The sequence below is a fragment of the Winogradskyella echinorum genome, assembly GCF_014297365.1.
Lineage (GTDB): Bacteria > Bacteroidota > Bacteroidia > Flavobacteriales > Flavobacteriaceae > Winogradskyella > Winogradskyella echinorum.
The window spans coordinates 674,747-695,829 of sequence record NZ_JACOQD010000002.1; the positions used below are offsets into that span (position 1 = coordinate 674,747).

A 21,083-nucleotide genomic window follows, 5' to 3' on the forward strand; every position below is an offset into this window, starting at 1 on the left:
TATTAAAATCCCGATAAATACATCGGGATTTTTTTATTGTTAAGAGTTATATTATTGCTTGATTAATTTCATAACTCTTTCTTGATTTAGACTAATCACTCTTATAAAATAGATGCCACTTTCAAAACCACTCATATCAATTTCTACACCAGTATCATTAATTATCTTAGTGAAAATTTGTTTTCCATGGATCGATGTTATTTCTAAAGATGTTAACACTGAATTATTAGAAATTTGAAGTTTATCCTCCACTGGATTTGGGTACATTTTTATCATTTTTAATTCACTTTCAGCAGTACCTAAGCTTTCCACAAAAGTTGTGGTCCAAGTATTAGTTACTATTGCAGGATTAAAATCAAAATAGATTTCTGCCGTATTCAGGATAACATCACCTATTTCATAATCTGGGAAAGGTTTTATTTTAAAAGTTATAAATCCATGACCAATTTGCGAATCTATATTATCTTCAGAAGGAGGCAAATCTATGCCTGCGAAATTCCACTCTAAATACTTTCCTACGCGTTCTAAAGTATATGAATGGCTTGCATCTACCATTTTCAATGTAGACTCGTCTAATTGGTCGTCTAATACATCTTCAATTCTTACATTAATAGCATTGGCAGTTCCTGTATTTTCAAATCGTATGGTATAAGTAAGATAATCATCGGTAGTAAATGTAGAATATACAATCTCTTCACCATGTTTTTCAGTAATATCGTTAGGGTCGTAAGAACCAACAATGGTTTGTGTCAGATCAGAAGCATTATTTAATGGTAGAATATCTCCTGAAAGTAATTCTATGTCAACAGTGTTTGTAATGAGTTGCCCTAGACTTACTGTTGGTAAAGTTGGAACCTGCATTCTTACCCAAAGGTTCTTAGTTTCAAATGGACCCAAATCATTAAATACATAAGAAAAACCCTCACTAGTTGTAGCAATAGATGCTATATTATCAGCATTCAAATAGTCTGGTGCTTCATAAACGTTTAGTAAATCTAAAGCCTCATCTATAATAAAATTTATAGTTCCAGAAGTTACTGTTTCATTAGAATTATTCGTATAACTTATATAGTTCCAATACTCAAAACCTGGCATTGGTGGTTGTAAAGATGCAGAAACTTCTATTGCTAAATCAGCATAAGATGATACTGTTATCGGAAAATCGTAAGTTGTAATATTTGAACCTTCAGGAATAGTTATATCAATAAAATTAGCGTTTGTAGCATAATAAGCCGTATAATCAGAATCTATCGTATAGGATAAATCGTAGGTTGAATTCGGATTAGATTCATACAAATAATGTAGTGATACATATAAATTATTGACCACGCCATCGTTATTGATTTCATAATTGAATTGCCCTAATGGAAAATTAATTTCATCTGCTTCTTGAGTACCATTACCATTAGTATCTACAAAAGCATTAAGTTTTAAACCGTCCGACCTTTCTAAACTAAATTCTGGATATACACTTTCAATGACTTCTGAATCGTAATAAGTACCCAAAAAGTTTATTACACCAAACCAACTAAAAATGTGGAAACCAAAATTAATATCATTTTGTGTAATAATGTGCATGGCTGAAAATGTTGTATTATCCATTTCTCCAGTGTCTAAACTTGCTAATGGACCACCAACTATATTAATATTTTGAGGATAGGATGCAAAACCATCAATATTCGTCACAGGCAAATTTCCATTATTTGTAACAGCAAAGTCAAACTCAATAGTATCACCAACGCTCGTATAACCGTCTCCATTAAAATCATTGTATGCTATAGTAACAATAGTTTGGATTGGAGATTCAACTTCAACAATAATCCTTGCAATGTCACAATTAGTTGTATTTGCTGCTAAACAAATTTCATAGTCTAAATAATAATTGCCAATTGATAAATCTACTGGAATAGTTAATACTCCTGATGGGCTTAAAGAAAAACCAAAGGTATTCGTGCTCACCAAAGACACATTTAAATCTAGCGGATTAACAGGTAATCCTTCAAACGTATCATTATTTAGTACCTGAAATGTTGCACCAACTTCTAGTACTGCCGTGATGTTGTCTGGTTGCGCATTAAGGTGATAATTATCTAAAATAATGCCCTCTAAAGTATATTCATTATTATAAGTGTTTTCAGAAGTTACAACCGCATTTATAAAAATATTTTCATCATCTTCATCTTGTTGATCTAAAATAGTTGGGTAACTTAATATTTCATTATTATAATCCTGACCAGCTGGAATTGTAGTAGTTATTATAGACGTTGTATAGTCTGAATTATCTGCGGTTCCATTTGTTGTTGTAATCTGAATTTCAGTATCTATTGTGCTGGGATGTGTTAATCTTGGTACAAATTGAAGTTCGTAGCCTTCTACTGCTACAAGACTGTCATCAGATTCACCTGTATTAGGGTTATAAACTCTTGCTAAATAAAAATCTGGAAGCCCATCGTTATCGATAATAGTTACAATTCCGCTTTCAGAATTATTTGTGGTATTACCAGAAAAAACTGTAGCTATAAAATTTATAGTTTCTTGTGGTTCGTCTATATCATCATCAATGACTGGAATTTGAAAAACAACATCATCATCACCTACTTCTATGGTTTTTGTTTGTAAAATATCTGTGTAATCAGAATCATCAGCAGTGCCATTAGAAGTTTCTAATTGTATTATTACATCTGAGTTAAATACCCTATCCATAATTATTCTTACACTCGCCGGATTACTTTCGGAGTAATGGTATTGTACAAAGCTGAGTGTAGGAATAGTGTCATTGTCTAGTATAGTTACTATAACTTCAAAAAAACTATTAGTTGTGTTACCTGAAGTCACTGTAAAATTAATTGTATAGATTTCGTCTTCTTCTGGTGTATCATCTTCTATTGTTGATATTGTATAACTTGCATCAAGTTTCCCAGCTGGTATTGTTAATATTGTAGTTGTTGTGATATAATCAGAAACATCAGCACTGCCAGGTAAAGTCGTAAGATCTATAGTTATATCCTCACGATAATAATTGCTTAATGAAACTGAAAATGTAAATCCTTGTCCTTCTATCAAATTTCTGGTAGGCCAAGTCTCTACAGTAGGCGTAGTATCATTATCCCATAGTATAATTGATTGAGAAATATCTATATTATGAGTGTTATTAGAAGTTACTGAAGCCTCAATCGAAAAAGATTCATTTTCTTCTATAACAGAATCATTATTCGTAGCAATACTAAGTTCGTTACTACTTAAATCTCCTGCAGGAATTATGACGGTTGTTGTTAATGATGTATAGTCAGTTTCATCAGCCGTATCTGCAATTGTTTCAATATTAAGAATAACATCCGAGTTTGTAGGCATATTTAAACTTATCTTAAATGTGAATATATCACCTTCGATTAATGGATAACTATTCAAAGTACTAACGATATTAACCGTTGGGTCTTGAGAGAAACTTAAAAATGATTGACAAACGAGAATAAGTAATAGTATAATTTTCTTCATAGCGATTGATTTTGTTAGTTTCCTTTTTCACTTAGAAGATGTAAAAAACGAAAAAGAGTTGCGTTAAAAAGACAATTAAATATTCAACTAAATGAAATAACCTTATTGATTCAGACGCACTTTATGACAATTGGGAAGAATTATCTAGCCTTAGTGGAACTTAATAATTATCAACATTAATAATGACTCTCACAGCCCTAAAATCCTTTACAGCATTAAAACTATTATCTATTTTAATAATGGCTTCTTTTGTTTTAGCTAATGATTGTTTTTCTGGAATTTTAAGTAATATGTTTTTTAGATAAAGATTACGAATTCTAGATACTGGCGGAAACTCTGGTCCTAAAACATTAGCTTTAAAGACTTGTCTTAATGATTTAGCGTACCAATCTGCAGCTAAGTTAACACGATTGTAATCCTTATGCTTAAATGTTATTTTAATTAACCTATAAATTGGTGGATATTTATAGTTATATCTATCATTCATTTGCTCAGCGAACATGTCTTTAAATGAATTAGTAGATACTTGCTGCAAAATATTATGATGTGGATTATAAGTTTGAATCAACACCTTTCCTCTTAAATCTGTACGTCCTGCCCTACCAGATACCTGAGCCATTAGTTGATAACTACGCTCGTGTGCTCTAAAATCTGGAAAGTTGAGCAAATTATCCGCATTCATAATACCAACCAGCTTCACATGTCTAAAGTCTAAACCTTTAGTCAACATTTGTGTGCCAACTAAAATATCGACTTCGCGCTGTTCAAAGCTATTTATAATTTTCTCAAAACCATATTTGCCTCGCGTCGTATCTAAGTCCATGCGAGCAACTTTCTTTTCAGGGAATAGCGCTTTTACCTCTTCTTCTATCTGCTCTGTACCAAATCCTTTTGTATCCAAAGTTGCATTTCCACAAGCTTGACAACTTTTTAGCATCATAGAGTTATAACCACAATAATGACAACGCAATTGATCTCTGTATTGATGATAAGTTAAACTTACATCACAATTAGGACATTGAGGAGATGTTCCGCAGGTAGTACACTCTATAATAGGAGAAAAGCCTCTTCTGTTTTGAAATAGTATAATTTGAAACCCTTGTTCTAAGGTTTCGGTCATTTCTTCAATAAGTCGGTCACTAAAATGACCTTTCATTCGCTTGCGTTTGTATTTATCAGCTAAATCTACCAATTCAATATCTGGCATTAATACATTATTGTAGCGTGTATTTAACTCTATTAATCCATATTTACCTTGGCTAGCATTAAAATAACTCTCTAGACTTGGTGTTGCTGAGCCTAAAAGTGTTTTGGCACTATGTAAATTAGCCAATACAATAGCAGCATCTCTGGCATGATAACGTGGAGCAGGATCGAATTGTTTATAGGATTGCTCATGCTCTTCGTCTACTATAATTAAGCCTAGATTATTAAATGGTAATAACAAGGATGAACGCGCTCCGATAACAACTTGAGCTTTTTCAGAATTTTTGAGCATATTATTCCAAACCTCTACCCTTTCATTACCTGAATATCTACTATGGAATACTGCCACCTTATCTCCAAAATAGTCTTGTAATCGCTGCACTAACTGTGTTGTTAAGGCAATTTCTGGTAATAGATATAGTACTTGTTTTCCAGAATCTAATTGCTTTTTAATGAGTTGCACATAGATTTCTGTTTTACCAGAAGATGTTACTCCATGCAAAAGCGCAACTGATTTTGATTGAAAAGCGTCTTCAATCTCATTAAAGGCTACTAATTGGGCTTCGTTTAAAGTTTTAACATCTGCATCTCCTTCCCCCTCAAATTTAATTCTATCAGTTCTTATATGATACTCTTCTAGAATAGACTTATCAATTAAAGTCTTAATTATAGCGCTTGAAGCTCCGCTTCGCTCCGCTAATTCAGTAACCTTTATAGGCTGATTAGAGGCTTCTAAAGTAAACAATGCCAAAATAACTTCGCGCTGTTTTGGCGCACGACTTAATTCTTCTAATAACTCTTGAAGGTTTTTTTCTGTTTTATAGCTTTCGTGCAACTTAACATATCGCACTAATTTTGGAGTGTATTTTTCATAAAGTTCTTCTTGTAAATTCAGAATTCCTTTTTCTACCAGCCCATTAATAACTGGTAATACGCGCTTTTTGTCTAAAATTGACACCACATCATTAATTTTTAATGAGGACTGATGGTGTAAAGCTTCATAAATTAAAAATTCATCATCTTTTAATTCTGAATCTTTAACTTCTATTTTATCGTTTTTAGAGATGATGGTTTCGCTTTCTAAAATAAATGCATTAGGCATTGCTGCACGCATTACCTCTCCAACACTACACATATAATATTTAGCAATCCATTCCCAATGTTTTAGTTGGGTTTGAGTAACAACAGGTACTTCATCTAAAATTTGATGAATGGTTTTTGCCTCATAAGCTGTTGGCGGATTATTATGGATTTTATAGGCTAAAGCAGTATAGATTTTGCTCTTACCAAAAGGTACAGCAACACGCATACCAGGTTTAATGAATTGAGCTTCTGCTTCTGTAATGTGATACGTAAAGGCTTTTTGAAGAGGAATTGGCAATATGACATCTAAGAAATAGATCACTCGCTAACGCGTTTCCAATATTGGGTTTTGTAGAAGAAGGCTATGTAACCTCTTACTTGTAGTGTATCTTTGTCATCTTCAATTTTTAGTCGACATTTATATACTTTTCCATTGGTTGGGTTTAGTATATTTCCTCCTTCGTAAACGTCATCATCTTTTTTTAATCCGTCAATAATTACCATCCCAATAATGGGTTTATCTTTATTTTTACCTTCACATTTATCACAAAGTGGATTTTTACGTTTGGCGTTTATTACTTTTAAAATTTTACCATAAATCTTTCCTTCAACCTCATAAATCTCTACTATCGATTTTTCTTCGCCCGTCTCATCATCAATTGTTTTCCATTTACCTATAACCGACTGAGCCGAAAGACTCATCAGCATAAAGTACATTACAAAAAGTAATATGAAATTTTTAAACATGACCAGGTGTTTTTGAGTTTAAAATTATTTCTTATTTAAAATAACTGCAAAAACTCATATAATATTTCAAAAGTAATAGGTTTATTTAAAAAAACCATCTCAAATTGAGATGGTTTTTAAAAGACTAAACAAAAAAAATAATTATTCGTCAGTGTATTGAACATCATTAAAAATACCATCAGTGACATTGTATAAAATATTTGGGTTGTCATCATCTATTGCTGTAAAGTAAAACTCTCCAGATACAATTTTATTGACTTTATCTATAGCTGTTATTTTTACATAGGCATTTAACTCTGACTCTGAACTAAGATATGTTCCATTTTCATCTTGTTCACTATAATAACCACTCACTGTAATATCCTCTTGTTGAGCAAAATATTCTGTTCCTGCCGTTATTACATTAAAATCTAAACCACCTAAACCTATACCTATTGCTTCAGTATTAGTACTACCATCAAAAGAAGCTGCGCCAATTGCAAAGGCAAAAACAGGACCTGCTTCCACTAATTGAGCATGTACTCCATCAAAAAGGCTATTGCCTTCAGCTACAAAATTTTGCCCATTTACTTTAGCTGTTAAATAAGCACCATCTAGATTATCTGAATCACTAGAATCGTCATTACTACTACAACCTGTAAATAATACTAGTGTTAGGAATAAAAAAAATATTTTTTTCATGATTAAATCGTTTTTGTGAATTAATTACCAATTTTTAATAATTTGCGCAATGAAGATGTATCTTTCTTCTTTGTTTTCGCTTTTACCTCTTTAGTTTTTGCTTTATCCTTGATTTGTCTTGAAGAACTTCTTGATCGTTTTTTATCATCAGGTATTCTCCTTTCGCTGGATTTTGTGTTTTTATTAATAATCAGCATATTTGGTTCGGTACCTCCAGATTTTTTATCTGCTAAAGCTCTTAATCTTGCCACCTCAGTATCTAAATCACCTAAATAAATTTTATCATAAAGCACTATAGCTTCCGAGTAACGTTCTTGCTCTTCGTAGATCCAGGCCAATAATAATAACTCGTGTCGTGTAGATTTAACATTGTCTTTATTAGGATTTACTTCTAAGCTTTTATTTACATCAACCTCTGCCTCTTTTATGTTTCCTAAATAAAATTGTAATTGTGCTCTCATGTAATATGCCATAGCATTTGGCGACAATGCAACCATTTGATTATACCTCTCAAGCTCACTTTCTTTCGCGTTTTCTCTAGCAATGAGTTTTTTACTAGTTCGTTCTCGATCTAGGTAGTTGTAATAGGTATCGCAACTATATATTAATTCATAATTCAAAGAGATAATCAATTCTTTTCGAGCTAATTGGCCCTTATAAAATTTTTGATTGATATCTTCTTCTACAATTTCTGCATCAATTTGAGTTGCATATTTTGGTAGCGTCTCTCTAAAACAAGTTTTATAGGCATTTTCTGTGAGATGACGTTTTAGACTTTCTTCTTCTATACAATTACATATATCAGATTTGAAAGCAGCTTTATATGATTGCCCATTAACCTTACAATGACATAAAATTGCTATAAAAATTGCTACTATTAATTTCATAATTACTCATTTAACACCATTAATTATCATCTTCCTCTTCTTCAGTTCCCATGAAATAAGCTTTTACTGTAGTGCTGCAAAATTTCAATGCTTTTTTTGCTCTATTTAAGTTAAGCGTAGCTTTAGCCTGTTTCATAAATGAAGCATCACTAATGTCATCTACAATGTCTGGTACAACTTGCCATAGACTATCAATATTTTGCTCTGCACGCTCTACTAGTTCATCTTCAATTTCAGATGGCACATCTACGCCAGCTTTTACTAAACTATCGTATACAAAAACCTTGTGATACAAATCAAATGAATGATTAACAAACTGATCTACACTTGCTACCTTTGATGCTCGCTTTGGAGGCTTAATTCTTTTTTGAGACCAGCTAGAAGCAGGTATTAAAAAAAGAATTAAAATGACTACTACTGCTAGTTGATTAAGACTATTTTTTGTTTTCATGAGGGAATTATTTTGTTGCTTATAAATATGATGACTACAGTTAATCATAGTTTATAGTTCCATTCATAGTTAAAATCGTTTCTGTATCTACATTTATAACTGTTGTATTACTAAATACAATTTCTTTAGCAATCTTATCTACACTAAATCCTGTACCACAATCTGTATTATCAGCAGCAGTTGTTGGTGGTGTAGAACATACGTAACTGTATTCTACTCCATCTTTTAATATGGTCATTGAAATAGCTTTATTAACCTCGGTATTAACAGTAAACTCTGCTGCCACAATGACAAAGGCATTTGAAAAATCTGTTGGCACCAATTCATCATTTTCTATTGTGGTATTTTCATCTAATAAAACAACAGAATCTGAAGTACCTGTAGTATTAAAAGCATCTTCACTAATATTACCAACAACTAAAGTGCTACCAACACTTGAAGTGTCTGGACCTGATAATTGGATGGTTCCATATACTTCACCATCAGAATTTGAATCATCATTACTTGAGCAACTCATTATTGATAATACAAGTAAAGCGATTGTGAAGAGTTTTAATTTAGTTTTCATAACGTTGGTTTATTTCGATTAATGTTATATAAAACAACAACATATTTATAGGAATTACCATAGCAAACTTATTATCGTTGACTTTAAATGTATTAACGTTGTTTTTGTAGCTCATTTTTGACAATTTATCGCTATTTTTAACCAGCTATTAATTGATTATCTAAATGAAAAAATCCCTAATTATCATCTTTTTTATGACCTCCATGTTTTGTTTTTCTCAAAACAAAATGTTAGACTCATTAGAAAATGTTATCACTAACTATAAAATAGAAGACACTAACTACGTCAACTTAAGAATTAAGTATGTTGCCAGGAAAATGTTCTTAACACCTTCTGATACAACATGGACATCATATGTTAAAAAGACATTAAACATATCTAAAAAGTTAAATTACCCTAAAGGCATTGCCATTTCATATAATAATTTAGGTATCATAAATCATTACTTTCTATCTGATCCATTAGAAGGTTTAGAGTTTTACCAAAAGAGTTATGATATCTTTGAAAAAGAACCTAAGTTTCAAAAATATGCGGTTAGCGTACTTACAAATATTGGTCTTATAAATTTAGAACAACAAGAATTTGATAAAGCCTTAAAAAGTTTTAAAACTCTGTTGCATAATCCAGAGAACACCAGCAAATACAATGCAGAATTTTACATTGGAAATGTTTTTGGAGATCAAAAAAAATTAGACTCTTCTATTTATTATTACAAAAGAGCACTTGCTGGAGCAGAGAGAGACAAACATATATTATATATAGCCAATATAAAAACTAATTTGGGTTTGGTACAAGCAGACGCAGGCCTATTAGAAGAAGGTCTAGCAACCATAAATGAAAGTTTAGATTTAATAGAAAAACATAATATTGAAAGTTTACGTGTAACAGCTTATACCAATGCGGCTGAAGTCTATTTAAAAAACAACGATATAGAGAAAGCAGAATATTACGCAACCAACAGCCTAAAACTAAATGAAGCTTTAAATAGTCTTACTACAGAAAATAGCGCTCTGGCAACATTAGCAAATGTCTATGCCCAAAAAGGGGATTATAAAAATGCACTTATTACGTATAAAAAACATATTACTTTAAGAGATAGCCTTATAAATTCTGATCGTAAGCTTGAGATTTCACGTAAAGAAATTCAGTATCAGGCAGATAAAGATCGAGCAATTTCTGAAATTGAAATAGAACGCCAAAAGTCTATAAAAAATGCATCTATTATTGGTGGTTCTGGGCTTGTGTTGGCTACTCTAATTGGTTTTATACTCTATAGACGTAAACAAGAAGCTGTTTCTAAATCTAAAGAAGCTGAATTTAATGCAAAGGTTTCTGATACAGAATTGAAAGCCTTACGCTCACAAATGAATCCGCATTTTATTTTTAACTCTTTGAATTCTATTGGAGATTATATTTTAAAAAACGACACCCAATCTGCCAGTGATTACTTGAGTAAGTTTGCTAAACTTATGCGGCTAACCTTAGAAAATTCTGAAAAAAAAGAAATTCTTCTCAGTGAAGATCTCGTGCTTTTAAAAACCTATATGGATATTGAACGTAAGCGTTTTAATAATAAATTTAACTACACTATTGAAATAGACGAAACGTTAGATCCCGAGGACATTTTAGTGCCACCAATGATTCTTCAACCCTTTATAGAAAATAGCATTATTCACGGTTTAGCTCAAAAAGAAGAACTTGGAAATATTACAATTTCATTTAAAGCGAAAGATAATATGTTAATCTGCAGTGTAGACGACAATGGCATTGGTCGAGCAAATACTCACAAAGAAAATTCTGATAAAAAATCAATGGGAATGGCAATTACCAAAAGTAGAATAGAAATTATTAACAAGGTAAAGAATACTAAAGGAGATATAAAGATTATTGATAAAACTAAAGGCACAAGAATAGAAGTTTCACTCCCAATGCAATTAGCTTATTAATGAGTATGATTAATACAATTATTATAGATGATGAAAAACATTGCTCTGATCGTATATTAAACCTTATTGAGCAACATCCATATACTTTTAATGTACTTGCTGTAATTGACACTGTAGAAGAAGCGCTAAAGACTGTACCAAAATTACAACCAGATTTAGTGTTCTTAGATATTAAAATTCATGATAAAACAGGGTTTGATTTTTTGCAAGATATAAATGAGGTGAATTTTAAAGTTATATTCACCACAGCTTTTGACAACTATGCCATTAAAGCCTTTAAGTATAGTGCGTTCGATTATCTATTAAAACCTATAGATAGTGATGATTTTAGTGATGCTGTAAGTCGTTTAAAAGCAGATATAAATCAACATAATATTGAAAATCAGATTCAGAATTTATTAAAAAACCTAAACCCGAATCAGAATAAAATAATTACTATTCCGTCGTTGACAGGTTTTGAAACTTTAAAGGTTGAAGATATTATTCATTTAGAAGCAGATACGAGTTACACCCACATACACACAAACGAAGGTAAATTCATGGTTTCTAAACCTATTAAGTTTTATGAAGATTTATTGGATGAAAATTCATTTTTTAAAACACACAAATCGCATTTAATTAACATGAATCATGTTAAGAAATATTTTAAGGGCAAGCAAAGTTATGTCGTAATGTCTAATGATGCTAAAGTGCCTATTTCTGTAAGACGAAAGGATAAGTTTTTAAAGCGGTTTATGTAATCAATTACTTATTTAGGTAAGTACTGTACCTATAATAGAAGCTTAATAACTAAACTTCATCAGCCTTTATATTTTATTCAATTAGTTTTATAAAATACGCTTCTTGTATTTCTTTATTAAGTAGACTTTGTGAAATTTGATTTACAGAGATAAAATCTAAGAAAATAACATCTATTGCTTTACTATCTTGAATGTTGCTTTTTTATTTTCTGACAATAGCTCTAATAAATATATTCCACTTTGCAATTTGTCAAGATTTATTTCTCTTAAGTTCTCATTTTTAAAATAGATTCTTTTACCTGTTAAATCATAAACATTAATTTGAGAGATAAGAATATCATTTTTTAAGTCTATATTAATTTTGTTGAAAAAGGGATTAGGATAAATATTAGCGTAGCCTAATGTATTTAAATTGTCAAAACTGAGTGTTGTTAAATTTTTGAACAATCGTATTGAACTTATCGTTTGCGAACCTGTAATTATATCTCCATCTCCATCATTATCAACATCAGCAATTGCTACCAATCCAGAAAAATTAAGATTTAAATCAATATCATGTTGTATGCTAAAATCGCCAATACCATCGATATTCTCAATCCAAGATAGTTTACCATAGCCTCTTAGAACTATATCCAAATCGTTATCCAAGTCAATATCTGCAACAGAAATTGGTTTAAATCCACCAGAAGAAGATGAGACAATAAAATTTCCACTACTATAATTACCATTACCATCTAAATTTTCGTACCAAATTACTGCTCCAAAATCTTCATAGGAAATTATAACATCCATGTCACCATCTGAGTCAATATCTGCGTTAAGAAATTTATTGTATAAATAGAAACCCTCATAAGGTATAATTGTATTTAAAGAGGTAAACTGACCCAATCCATCTATGTTTTCAAACCAAAACAAACCTCCATAAGTAGCTGAAACTAGCATAATGTCTAAATCATTGTCAGTGTCCACATCAACAAATTTTACCTCATAAGGAGAATTAATTTGGTCAGTGATAAGAATGGGAGTTTCAAAATTCAATATATCACCTGAGTTTATTATCAAATGAACAGTGTCATAACTTTCAGAAGAAATTACTAGGTCCAAATCACCATCTCCATCAATATCTCCGGCAGTAACATTATTTGCCCCAAGCAATTGATTAATTTCAATTTCTGAACCAAAATTTCCTTGACCATCCAAGTTTTCGTATAAAGAAATTGTATTTGGGCTAGAAGATATTGTAACAACATCCATATCTCCATCATTATCTATATCTGCATATAATGAAGAATTAATAATGCGGTCTTTATTAGTTATTATTATTTGGTTACCAAATAATCCTTGACCATCTAAATTTTCAAACCACGAAAGTTCACCATCATAAAAAGAAGATGTGGCAACATCTAAATCCCCATCATTATCCATATCTATAGACTGCAAATTGTTCAATACATTAGTATCCGCCATTGGTAATTTTGAATAATTAAATTGATCCTCTATTTCGTTAAAACTGTACCATGTAAGCTTACCATAATATTGACTGGAAGTTAATACATCGTTTTTTCCATCGTTATCTAGATCTGCTACGAAGACAGACTCAGGTGAAGTTATATTATCTCTCATAATATAAGCTTCCACAAAATCTCCTTCTCCATTATTGTCATAATAAACTGCCTTTCCTAAACCATCAGGCTCTGCAGATACTATATCAATATCTCCGTCACCGTTAATGTCTTCACAAGATATAGATGTAGGACCGCCAGCAGAGAAAGTAATGATATGATTTGCTCCGTAATTACCTAAACCATCAATATTTTCGTGCCATATAATTATATCTGAAATCCTAGAACATGAAACAACATCCATATCTCCATCACCATCCATATCAGCAGCACTAACATCGCTAATATTGGAGCCATACTGACTAATTAATTGCTGCCCACCAAAACTTCCTAGTCCATCTAAGTTTTTATACCATGTAACTTTACTATCATTACTAGATGCTGATATAACATCTAAATACCCATCACCATCGAGATCATCTATATCCAATGCTGTTCCTAAACTAATATTATCATTTATAAAGTTTTGAGACCCAAATGAGCCAAATCCATCCGTATTCTCATACCAAACGACTTTATCATATAATATTGCGACAATATCACTATCTCCATCACCATCTATATCTGCAGAACCAACATCGTTTAGTACATTAAGATTTACGTCTATTAAATGCTTTTGAATTGATTCACCAATTCCATCTACATTTTCAAACCATATTAGCTCACCTGTATTAACATCAGCTGCAACTATATCATTATCTCCATCACCATCTATATCTGTTCCAAAAATGGATACAATACCATCTACTTCTATTGATAAATTTTTTATATGTGAGAAATTCCCTTGACCATCAAGGTTTTCCTGCCAAACAATTTTTTTATAATAATTACAAGATGACACCACATCCAAATCTCCATCATTATCCATGTCAATAGCTGTAGCTGTTTTTGCATATAATATAGACTGGCTCCCATCAAGTATTACATTTTGCTCAAAGTTTACTTGACCAAAACAAAAAGAGGAAAAAAATATTATATATACGAGTAATACTATACGATTCATAAAACTAAATTGATAATATATTTTATAAAAGTAATATTTAACTTTATAATGAGAATAATTGAAAACTAAAAATTAATCCAATAACGACATTATGTGATCTCCTTCTTAGCACCTGGATACTTCTTTAAGAACTGAAGTGAAGCATTTAACTCATACCCTAAAAGCAATATATTAGAGTTTAGCCATAGGTATAAAAGTAAAATTAATAGTGCTCCAATAGAGCCGTACAATTCATTGTACTTAGAAAAATTATCTATATAAATTCCGAATAAATAAGACGTTAAAATAATAAGTAACGTGGTTAATAGTGCACCTAATGAAAAGAAACGTGTGTTGCGACCTTCTTTAGTTCCAAAATAATATAAAGTTGCAGTAGCAAGATATACCATTATTACAAAAAACATATATTTAGCAAATATAATCCAACCTATTCCTTTTTCTGCTAAGGCTTCTCCACTCCAGCTTTCGTAAAGTGGGCTAAGTATATATATCTGAAAATATCCAAATACAGCAACAGTTAACAACACAAGGATAGCTAAGATTAAAGCAATACCTAAGGCATATAAATATTGTTTAAAAACATTTCGTGTTAATTGCCGATGATAAGACGTTTCAAAACCTGAAAACACCGCATTAACACCATTTGCCATTAATAACATTGACAATAAAAATACAGATGAAATTAAACCACCACTCGTATTACTACTCATATCCTGAAAGATACTATCAATCAAAAATTCTGAAGTTTGAGGTGGTAACATGGAATTTATAAAATCTAAAAATCTAGATTGAAACCCTTCAATTACATTCTCAATATATGGTATAACAATAATAACAAATAACAAAAAAGGAAAAATGGCTGTGAAGAAACTAAAGGCAATAGCACTTGCTCGTGTAGTTAATGCACCTTTTACAATGCCTATTACATAAAGTTCTAATAAATCATAAATAGATAAACCCTCAAATCCAGGTAACCTAATTTGTTTAAAAAAACGCATAACAAGGTTTAATACCGGAATTTTATCAACTCTATCTTCTATGTTTTTAGACATGCTAGATTACTAGATTCTTAGATTTTTCAGACCGCTTTTAAGCTCAGATCCATATTGTAAACCGAATGTGTTAAAGCTCCAGAAGAAATGTAGTCTACACCACACTCAGCATAATTTCTTACTGTTTTCTCATTTATTCCTCCAGAAGATTCAGTTAAACATTGGTCACCAATAAGTTTTACAGCCTTACGGGTATCTTCATAATTAAAATTATCTATAAGTATTCTGTAAACTCCACCACAATCTAAGATTTCTTTAATTTCTTCGAGATTTCTGGCTTCAACAATAATTTTTAAGTCGCGATTTGTATCCTTCAAATATTGCTTTGTTAAATTAATTGCTTTAGATACTCCATCTGCAAAATCAATATGATTATCCTTTAACATTATCATATCATACAAGGCAAACCTATGATTTTCTCCACCACCAATTTTAACGGCCCATTTTTCTAAAGCTCTAATTCCTGGTGTGGTTTTTCGTGTATCGAGAATTTTTGTTCCTGTACCTTCTAATAAATCAACAAACTGTCTGGTTTTAGTTGCAATAGCACTCATACGTTGCATAGCATTGAGCACCAAGCGTTCTGCCTTCAGAATCGATTGTGAAGCCCCTTCTACATAAAAAGCAATATCACCATATTTTACTTTGCTTCCATCTTCGATTAAAGTTTCCACTTTCATATCTTTATCAACGTAAGCAAACACTTGTTTTGCAAATTCTATTCCTGCAATAATCCCTTTATCCTTAACTAATAACTTAGCTTTTCCTTGTGCAGAAGCAGGTATGCAAGCTAAGGAACTATGATCGCCATCTCCTACATCTTCTCTAATGGCATTTGCTATAATTCCTGCTATCTCTTTATCGAATTGTTCTTTTGAAATCATATGTAAACTTATTTAGTGTAAAAATAGGAAATTGATTTACGTTTTGCGATTTTGGAATTACAAAATATAAATAAAGCCTACTATATGTTGTAACTTTGAAAAATTGGCAGCAAAGTTCTGTCCTCTCGAGCGTAGTCGAGAGATAATTTAATGAGGTCTCGACTACGCTCGACCAGACAGAAGATATGAATATTAAACTCATAGCCATAGGCAAGACCGACAACAAAAATCTAATTAGTTTAATTGAAGATTACACAAAACGTCTTGGACATTATATTCGGTTTGAATTTGAAATAATTCCAGATTTAAAAAAAGTTAAACATCTCTCTGAAGCCCAACAAAAAGAAAAAGAAGGTGAGCTTATTTTAGCAAAAACTCAAACTTCTGATGTATTAATTCTACTCGACGAAAATGGAAAGCAACTAGATTCTGTGGCATTTTCTAACTACTTACAAAAACATTTAAACTCTGGCATTAAAACTTTAATCTTTGTAATTGGCGGGCCTTACGGGTTTTCGGATGCTATATACAGCAGAGCAAATGGCAAACTTGGCTTATCTAAAATGACATTTTCACATCAAATGGTACGCTTATTTTTTATAGAACAATTGTACAGAGGGTTTACTATTCTTAAAAATGAACCTTATCATCATAGATAAATCAGTGTTTTAAATTAATTACTCTAACCCTAAACTTTTAATATAGGCTTGGTTGTTCATTGGTCGTCCTATAAATTCTTCTACGGCATCATCAACAGGTCTTTGGCTTCCATTTGCTAAAATCATTTTTCTGTAGTTGACACCTGTTTTTTGATCTCGTAAACCATTCTTTTTAAAAACTGTAAACATATCTTGCGCATAGACTTCTGACCATAAATAGCCATAATAGTAAACAGGATGTGTGTTAATATGAATCCAACTTCCTTGCGGATGTGTTCCTTCTACATACCAATCCATAACACCCAATTGCTTATCTATATCTCGCCAAAGTTGGTCTGTATCTAACGGTTTTTCGGGATTATATTTATCGTATAAATTCATGTCGTAGATACAGCTTCTTAAAGAGCGTTGCGCAGATATACCAGATGATACATTTTTAGCTTTTACCATATTATCAAACAATTCTTTTGGTAATACCTCGCCAGTTTCGTAATGCTTTGCAAATGAACTTAAGATATCATAATCCCAAATCCAATTTTCAAAAATCTGAGACATCGCCTCTACAAAATCACTTTTAGTGTCGGCCTGCAAACTGTATTCTCCGCTATAAGACATAGAGTCCATAATATGACCAAACTCATGAAATAAGGTACTTAACTCATTGTGCGTAATCATAGATGGTAGTTTATCTGTACCCATAGTAAAATTACCTAATAACATAGCCACAGGCACTTCATAACCATCATTCATTTGCTTACCATTAGATAACGGTACGGCGTAAAACCAAGATTCTTTATTTGGTCTTGGAAATAAATCTAAATAAAAACGCCCCTTAAGTTTTCCGTTTTCGTAGACTTCATAAGCCTCAACATCCTCATGCCAAACAGATGCATTTTCAATTTTTCTGAATTCTACATCAAGTAATTCTTGATATAACTCAAACATTCCAGTAAGACATGTTGTTGTTGGCAGATACGCTCTTATTTTTTCGTTATCAACTTTATATTGTGTTTTTAATATCTGGTTATGGTAAAATGGTAAATCCCAAGAATTTAATTTTTTATTAGTTCCTATGCCATCAATACGCTCTCTAGCCGTTTTTAACGCCTCAATATCTTGAATGGCTTTCTCTTTAGATTCTGCCACTAAATCATTAACAAATTTCCAAACAGTCTCTGGATTTTTTGCCATTTTTGGCACCAAATTATATTCTGCATAAGATTTATATCCCATTAATTGTCCGAGTTGATATCGTTTTTCGACCAATTGATTAAGAATCTCTAAATTTTTATCGGCTCCTCTGTTGGAATATAATATTTGAAATGCCTTTCTGGTTTCAGATTTAATTGCATTTTGCATTACAGGGCCACTTGTTGACGGTTGAGCAGGAATTTCATAAGTTCCATTTTCGGTCTTATATTGCTCTTTAAAACTTTCAGGAAGCCCTTCTGCTTCTGGTTCATTAAGTTTTAAAATGGCATTTGCAGTATTCATATTTGTGGAATATTGCGATGTTAATTCCGAAATTTCAGCTTGAAGGGTTTTGAACTCCTTGAGTTTGTCTTCATCTAAATTAACTCCAGATAGTTCAAAATTATTAATGATATCATCTACAAAACGTTTCCTTTTGTTATTCAGCTTTTTATAATCATCTGAAGCTGCAAAAGTTTTAAACTGTCTAAACAATCCTTTATCTGATGAAATTTCTGTTCGTAACGAATCAATTTTTTGAGAATATTCAATGCCTTTTACTCGAGTTATAGAATCTGTCGACGTCCAATACAGCATAAATGAATTATTACCCGCTTGACTCAACCTATTTAAAACAGCATCAAACGAAAGAAATGTATTCTCTAATGTCGGTGTAGATTGATTTTTTATAATTTCTATAGTCTGCGCAGTCTTTTCTATTTCATAAGACACAAAATCTTCTATGGATGCTCCTGTGACATTAGCATAATCAATAGGTTCATTTAAACCCACATTAAACGGATTATCAGCTGCAAGTTCTATAGTTTTTGTAGTTTCTTTTTCTGAACAATTCATAAATAAAATCAATACTAAAATGGATACAATTCTTATCATAAGATTTATTATTAATTGTAGTAAATATACAATTCTAAAAAACAAGATACTCCAACAAAAATAAACCTCATAAAACTAGATATGCTTTATGAGGTTATCTCCATTTTAAGATGTTGCGCTTAATGTGTTTTATAAACTTCTTTGCGTTTTTTAAGCTGTCTCTCTAAATCGCTAATAGTCTCTCTAACAGCAACTTCATAGTTCCCTTCATTAGACGTGGCAAATACACGTGGTCCGGGAAGGCTTAACTCTATATCGCAAATCTTTCCTTTGTCGTGAAAATTATCATCGTGCTTAAACTTTACAGCCGCACTGATTAAAAATTCATATCTATTAAATAATTTACTCAACTTATCTTCTGTGAAAGCCGAAAGTGTCTCACTTACATCTGTATTTACATACTGGAAATTTACCGTCATAATCAATCTATTTTATGTTAATAATTACTATTTCTAAGATACGAAATTTTATGCGTTTTATTAGAATTAATACTCATAAATATTAACTAAATTTGGTATCAAAATTCACATATATGCAACTCGTTTTTGCTACCAATAATCATAATAAACTTAAAGAAGTGCAGGCCCTTGTGCCTAAACATATTAAACTATTAAGTTTGGCTGATATTCTTTGTATAGAAGATGTGCCAGAAACCCAATCTACTATAGAAGGTAATGCTATACAAAAAGCTGAATATATTAAAGCCAATTATGGCTATGACTGCTTTGCTGACGATACAGGACTAGAGGTTGAGGCCTTAAATGGTGAACCCGGAGTGTTTTCTGCGCGATATGCCGGACCTCAGCGAAATGCAGAAGCTAATATGTCTAAATTATTATCTGAGTTAGACAACAAAACTACTAGGCGAGCACAATTTAAAACAGTTATAGCATTGCACCTTAACGGCAAACTCGAAACTTTTATAGGCATTTGTAAAGGTGAAATTACAAGAGAAAGGCAAGGTGAAAAAGGTTTTGGTTACGACCCTATTTTTAAAGCTGAAGGATATGATAAAACCTTCGCTGAAATCTCATTAGAAGAAAAAAATAAAATCGGTCATCGTGGTAAGGCTGTACAACAGTTAATTCAATTTTTGAAAAATCAAGAATCTCATTAAGCATAAAATTAAATATGATGGCATCTATAAAAAGAGTCTTTTTAATATTTTTATGTTTGTTAGCCATACAAATTAGGGCTCAAGAAAATAAAGAGAAAATTGATAAAGTACCAATAATCATTGGCGAATCAATAACATTTTATTCTAAGGTATTAGATGAAGATAGAACGCTTAATATTTATTTACCTCAAGGTTATTCAGCTGATTCTACTAAGACTTATCCCGTAATCTATTTATTAGATGGCTCAATTGACGAAGATTTTGTTCATATTTCTGGTATAGTTCAATTTGGATCATTTTCATGGATTAATATGATACCTGAAACGATAGTTATTGGTATTTCTAACGTAGATAGAAAAAGAGATTTTACATACCCAACCACAATCGAACAGGATAAAAAGGATTTTCCGACAACTGGTGAATCCGAAAAATTCATCAATTTTATTGAAGTAGAACTCCAGCCAATGGTTAAAGCTCTATATAAAGTAAATGGGATTAAAACTATTATAGGGCAATCTCTTGGTGGTTTGTTAGCAACAGAAATTCTATTTAAAAAACCAGACTTATTTGATAATTACATTATAATTAGCCCAAGTCTTTGGTGGGATAATCAGTCTTTATTAAAGTTAAAACCTAAAGTATATTCCAGTCATAAAAACATATATATTGGCGTAGGCAAAGAAGGAGATATAATGGAAAAAGATGCAAAACAGCTTTATAAAAATCTTAATTCTAATAGAAAAGAAAATACTAAAGTCCACTTTGGTTTTTTTGAAAAGTTAGACCATGGAGATACATTACATTTAGCCGTTTACTCGGCTTTTGAAGAGTTATTTAAAGTAAAAAAAGACTAAATT

The 21,083-nt window shown here is 31.5% G+C and carries 18 protein-coding genes; 5 read left to right on the forward strand and 13 right to left on the reverse strand.

Annotated elements, in window-relative coordinates; all coding sequences use genetic code 11:
• Nucleotides 1-51: 51 nt before the first annotated feature.
• The 8 genes from H8K90_RS10170 to H8K90_RS16985 all read right to left on the reverse strand — a co-directional run bounded on the left by H8K90_RS10170 (nucleotide 52) and on the right by H8K90_RS16985 (nucleotide 9,233).
• A complete protein-coding gene (locus H8K90_RS10170) occupies nucleotides 52-3,495 on the reverse strand; it encodes a DUF7619 domain-containing protein (RefSeq protein ID WP_186845852.1) in 3,444 nt (1,147 codons plus the stop codon).
• A gap of 160 nt (nucleotides 3,496-3,655) precedes the next feature.
• Complete coding sequence (gene priA / locus H8K90_RS10175; protein WP_186845853.1) at nucleotides 3,656-6,106, reverse strand: replication restart helicase PriA; 2,451 nt, start codon at nucleotides 6,104-6,106, stop codon at nucleotides 3,656-3,658.
• Nucleotides 6,103-6,531: a DUF2147 domain-containing protein gene (locus tag H8K90_RS10180; RefSeq protein WP_186845854.1), complete on the reverse strand. Its 429-nt coding sequence runs from the start codon at nucleotides 6,529-6,531 to the stop codon at nucleotides 6,103-6,105. Before H8K90_RS10180 ends, priA begins: the two co-directional genes overlap by 4 nt.
• Before the next feature lie 141 nt (nucleotides 6,532-6,672).
• Nucleotides 6,673-7,212 (reverse strand): DUF6252 family protein, encoded by a 540-nt coding sequence (locus H8K90_RS10185; protein ID WP_186845855.1) that lies wholly within the window; start codon nucleotides 7,210-7,212, stop codon nucleotides 6,673-6,675.
• A gap of 20 nt (nucleotides 7,213-7,232) precedes the next feature.
• On the reverse strand, nucleotides 7,233-8,099 hold the full coding sequence (locus tag H8K90_RS10190) for a tetratricopeptide repeat protein (RefSeq protein ID WP_186845856.1): 867 nt from the start codon (nucleotides 8,097-8,099) through the stop codon (nucleotides 7,233-7,235).
• 19 nt (nucleotides 8,100-8,118) lie between these two features.
• Nucleotides 8,119-8,550 carry a hypothetical protein gene (locus tag H8K90_RS10195; RefSeq protein WP_186845857.1) on the reverse strand — a complete coding sequence of 144 codons (432 nt, stop codon included), beginning with the start codon at nucleotides 8,548-8,550 and terminating at the stop codon, nucleotides 8,119-8,121.
• Nucleotides 8,551-8,590: 40 nt separating this feature from the next.
• A complete protein-coding gene (locus H8K90_RS10200) occupies nucleotides 8,591-9,118 on the reverse strand; it encodes a hypothetical protein (protein WP_186845858.1) in 528 nt (175 codons plus the stop codon).
• A complete protein-coding gene (locus H8K90_RS16985; RefSeq protein ID WP_261799351.1) occupies nucleotides 9,108-9,233 on the reverse strand; it encodes a hypothetical protein in 126 nt (41 codons plus the stop codon). The genes H8K90_RS10200 and H8K90_RS16985 overlap by 11 nt, the downstream gene beginning before the upstream one ends.
• A gap of 49 nt (nucleotides 9,234-9,282) precedes the next feature.
• Here H8K90_RS16985 and H8K90_RS10205 point away from each other — a divergent pair, with 49 nt between their 5' ends.
• Nucleotides 9,283-11,064: a tetratricopeptide repeat-containing sensor histidine kinase gene (locus H8K90_RS10205; RefSeq protein WP_186845859.1), complete on the forward strand. Its 1,782-nt coding sequence runs from the start codon at nucleotides 9,283-9,285 to the stop codon at nucleotides 11,062-11,064.
• Entirely contained in the window at nucleotides 11,064-11,804 is a 741-nt protein-coding gene (locus tag H8K90_RS10210; RefSeq protein WP_222611341.1) for a LytR/AlgR family response regulator transcription factor, read from the forward strand. Before H8K90_RS10205 ends, H8K90_RS10210 begins: the two co-directional genes overlap by 1 nt.
• 171 nt (nucleotides 11,805-11,975) lie before the next feature.
• Here H8K90_RS10210 and H8K90_RS10215 read toward each other — a convergent pair whose 3' ends face one another.
• The 3 genes from H8K90_RS10215 to nadC form a co-directional block, all read right to left on the reverse strand.
• Complete coding sequence (locus H8K90_RS10215) at nucleotides 11,976-14,429, reverse strand: T9SS type A sorting domain-containing protein (protein WP_186845861.1); 2,454 nt, start codon at nucleotides 14,427-14,429, stop codon at nucleotides 11,976-11,978.
• An 89-nt stretch (nucleotides 14,430-14,518) separates the two neighbouring features.
• Nucleotides 14,519-15,481, reverse strand: a complete 963-nt coding sequence (locus tag H8K90_RS10220; RefSeq protein WP_186845862.1) for a YihY/virulence factor BrkB family protein — start codon at nucleotides 15,479-15,481, stop codon at nucleotides 14,519-14,521.
• Nucleotides 15,482-15,507: 26 nt separating this feature from the next.
• Nucleotides 15,508-16,365 carry a carboxylating nicotinate-nucleotide diphosphorylase gene (nadC, locus tag H8K90_RS10225; RefSeq protein WP_186845863.1) on the reverse strand — a complete coding sequence of 286 codons (858 nt, stop codon included), beginning with the start codon at nucleotides 16,363-16,365 and terminating at the stop codon, nucleotides 15,508-15,510.
• A 185-nt stretch (nucleotides 16,366-16,550) separates the two neighbouring features.
• Here nadC and rlmH point away from each other — a divergent pair, with 185 nt between their 5' ends.
• Entirely contained in the window at nucleotides 16,551-17,024 is a 474-nt protein-coding gene (gene rlmH, locus H8K90_RS10230; RefSeq protein WP_186845864.1) for a 23S rRNA (pseudouridine(1915)-N(3))-methyltransferase RlmH, read from the forward strand.
• A gap of 18 nt (nucleotides 17,025-17,042) precedes the next feature.
• On the opposite strand, the gene H8K90_RS10235 is transcribed toward rlmH, so the two are convergent.
• Both H8K90_RS10235 and hpf read right to left on the reverse strand, forming a co-directional pair.
• A complete protein-coding gene (locus H8K90_RS10235) occupies nucleotides 17,043-19,109 on the reverse strand; it encodes a M3 family metallopeptidase (protein WP_186845865.1) in 2,067 nt (688 codons plus the stop codon).
• A gap of 119 nt (nucleotides 19,110-19,228) precedes the next feature.
• Nucleotides 19,229-19,528: a ribosome hibernation-promoting factor, HPF/YfiA family gene (hpf, locus tag H8K90_RS10240; RefSeq protein ID WP_186845866.1), complete on the reverse strand. Its 300-nt coding sequence runs from the start codon at nucleotides 19,526-19,528 to the stop codon at nucleotides 19,229-19,231.
• 113 nt (nucleotides 19,529-19,641) lie between these two features.
• Between hpf and H8K90_RS10245 the strand changes: the two genes are divergently transcribed.
• Both H8K90_RS10245 and H8K90_RS10250 read left to right on the forward strand, forming a co-directional pair.
• A complete protein-coding gene (locus tag H8K90_RS10245; protein WP_186845867.1) occupies nucleotides 19,642-20,226 on the forward strand; it encodes a non-canonical purine NTP diphosphatase in 585 nt (194 codons plus the stop codon).
• Between the two features lie 17 nt (nucleotides 20,227-20,243).
• Nucleotides 20,244-21,080: an alpha/beta hydrolase gene (locus H8K90_RS10250; protein ID WP_222611342.1), complete on the forward strand. Its 837-nt coding sequence runs from the start codon at nucleotides 20,244-20,246 to the stop codon at nucleotides 21,078-21,080.
• Nucleotides 21,081-21,083: the final 3 nt, after the last annotated feature.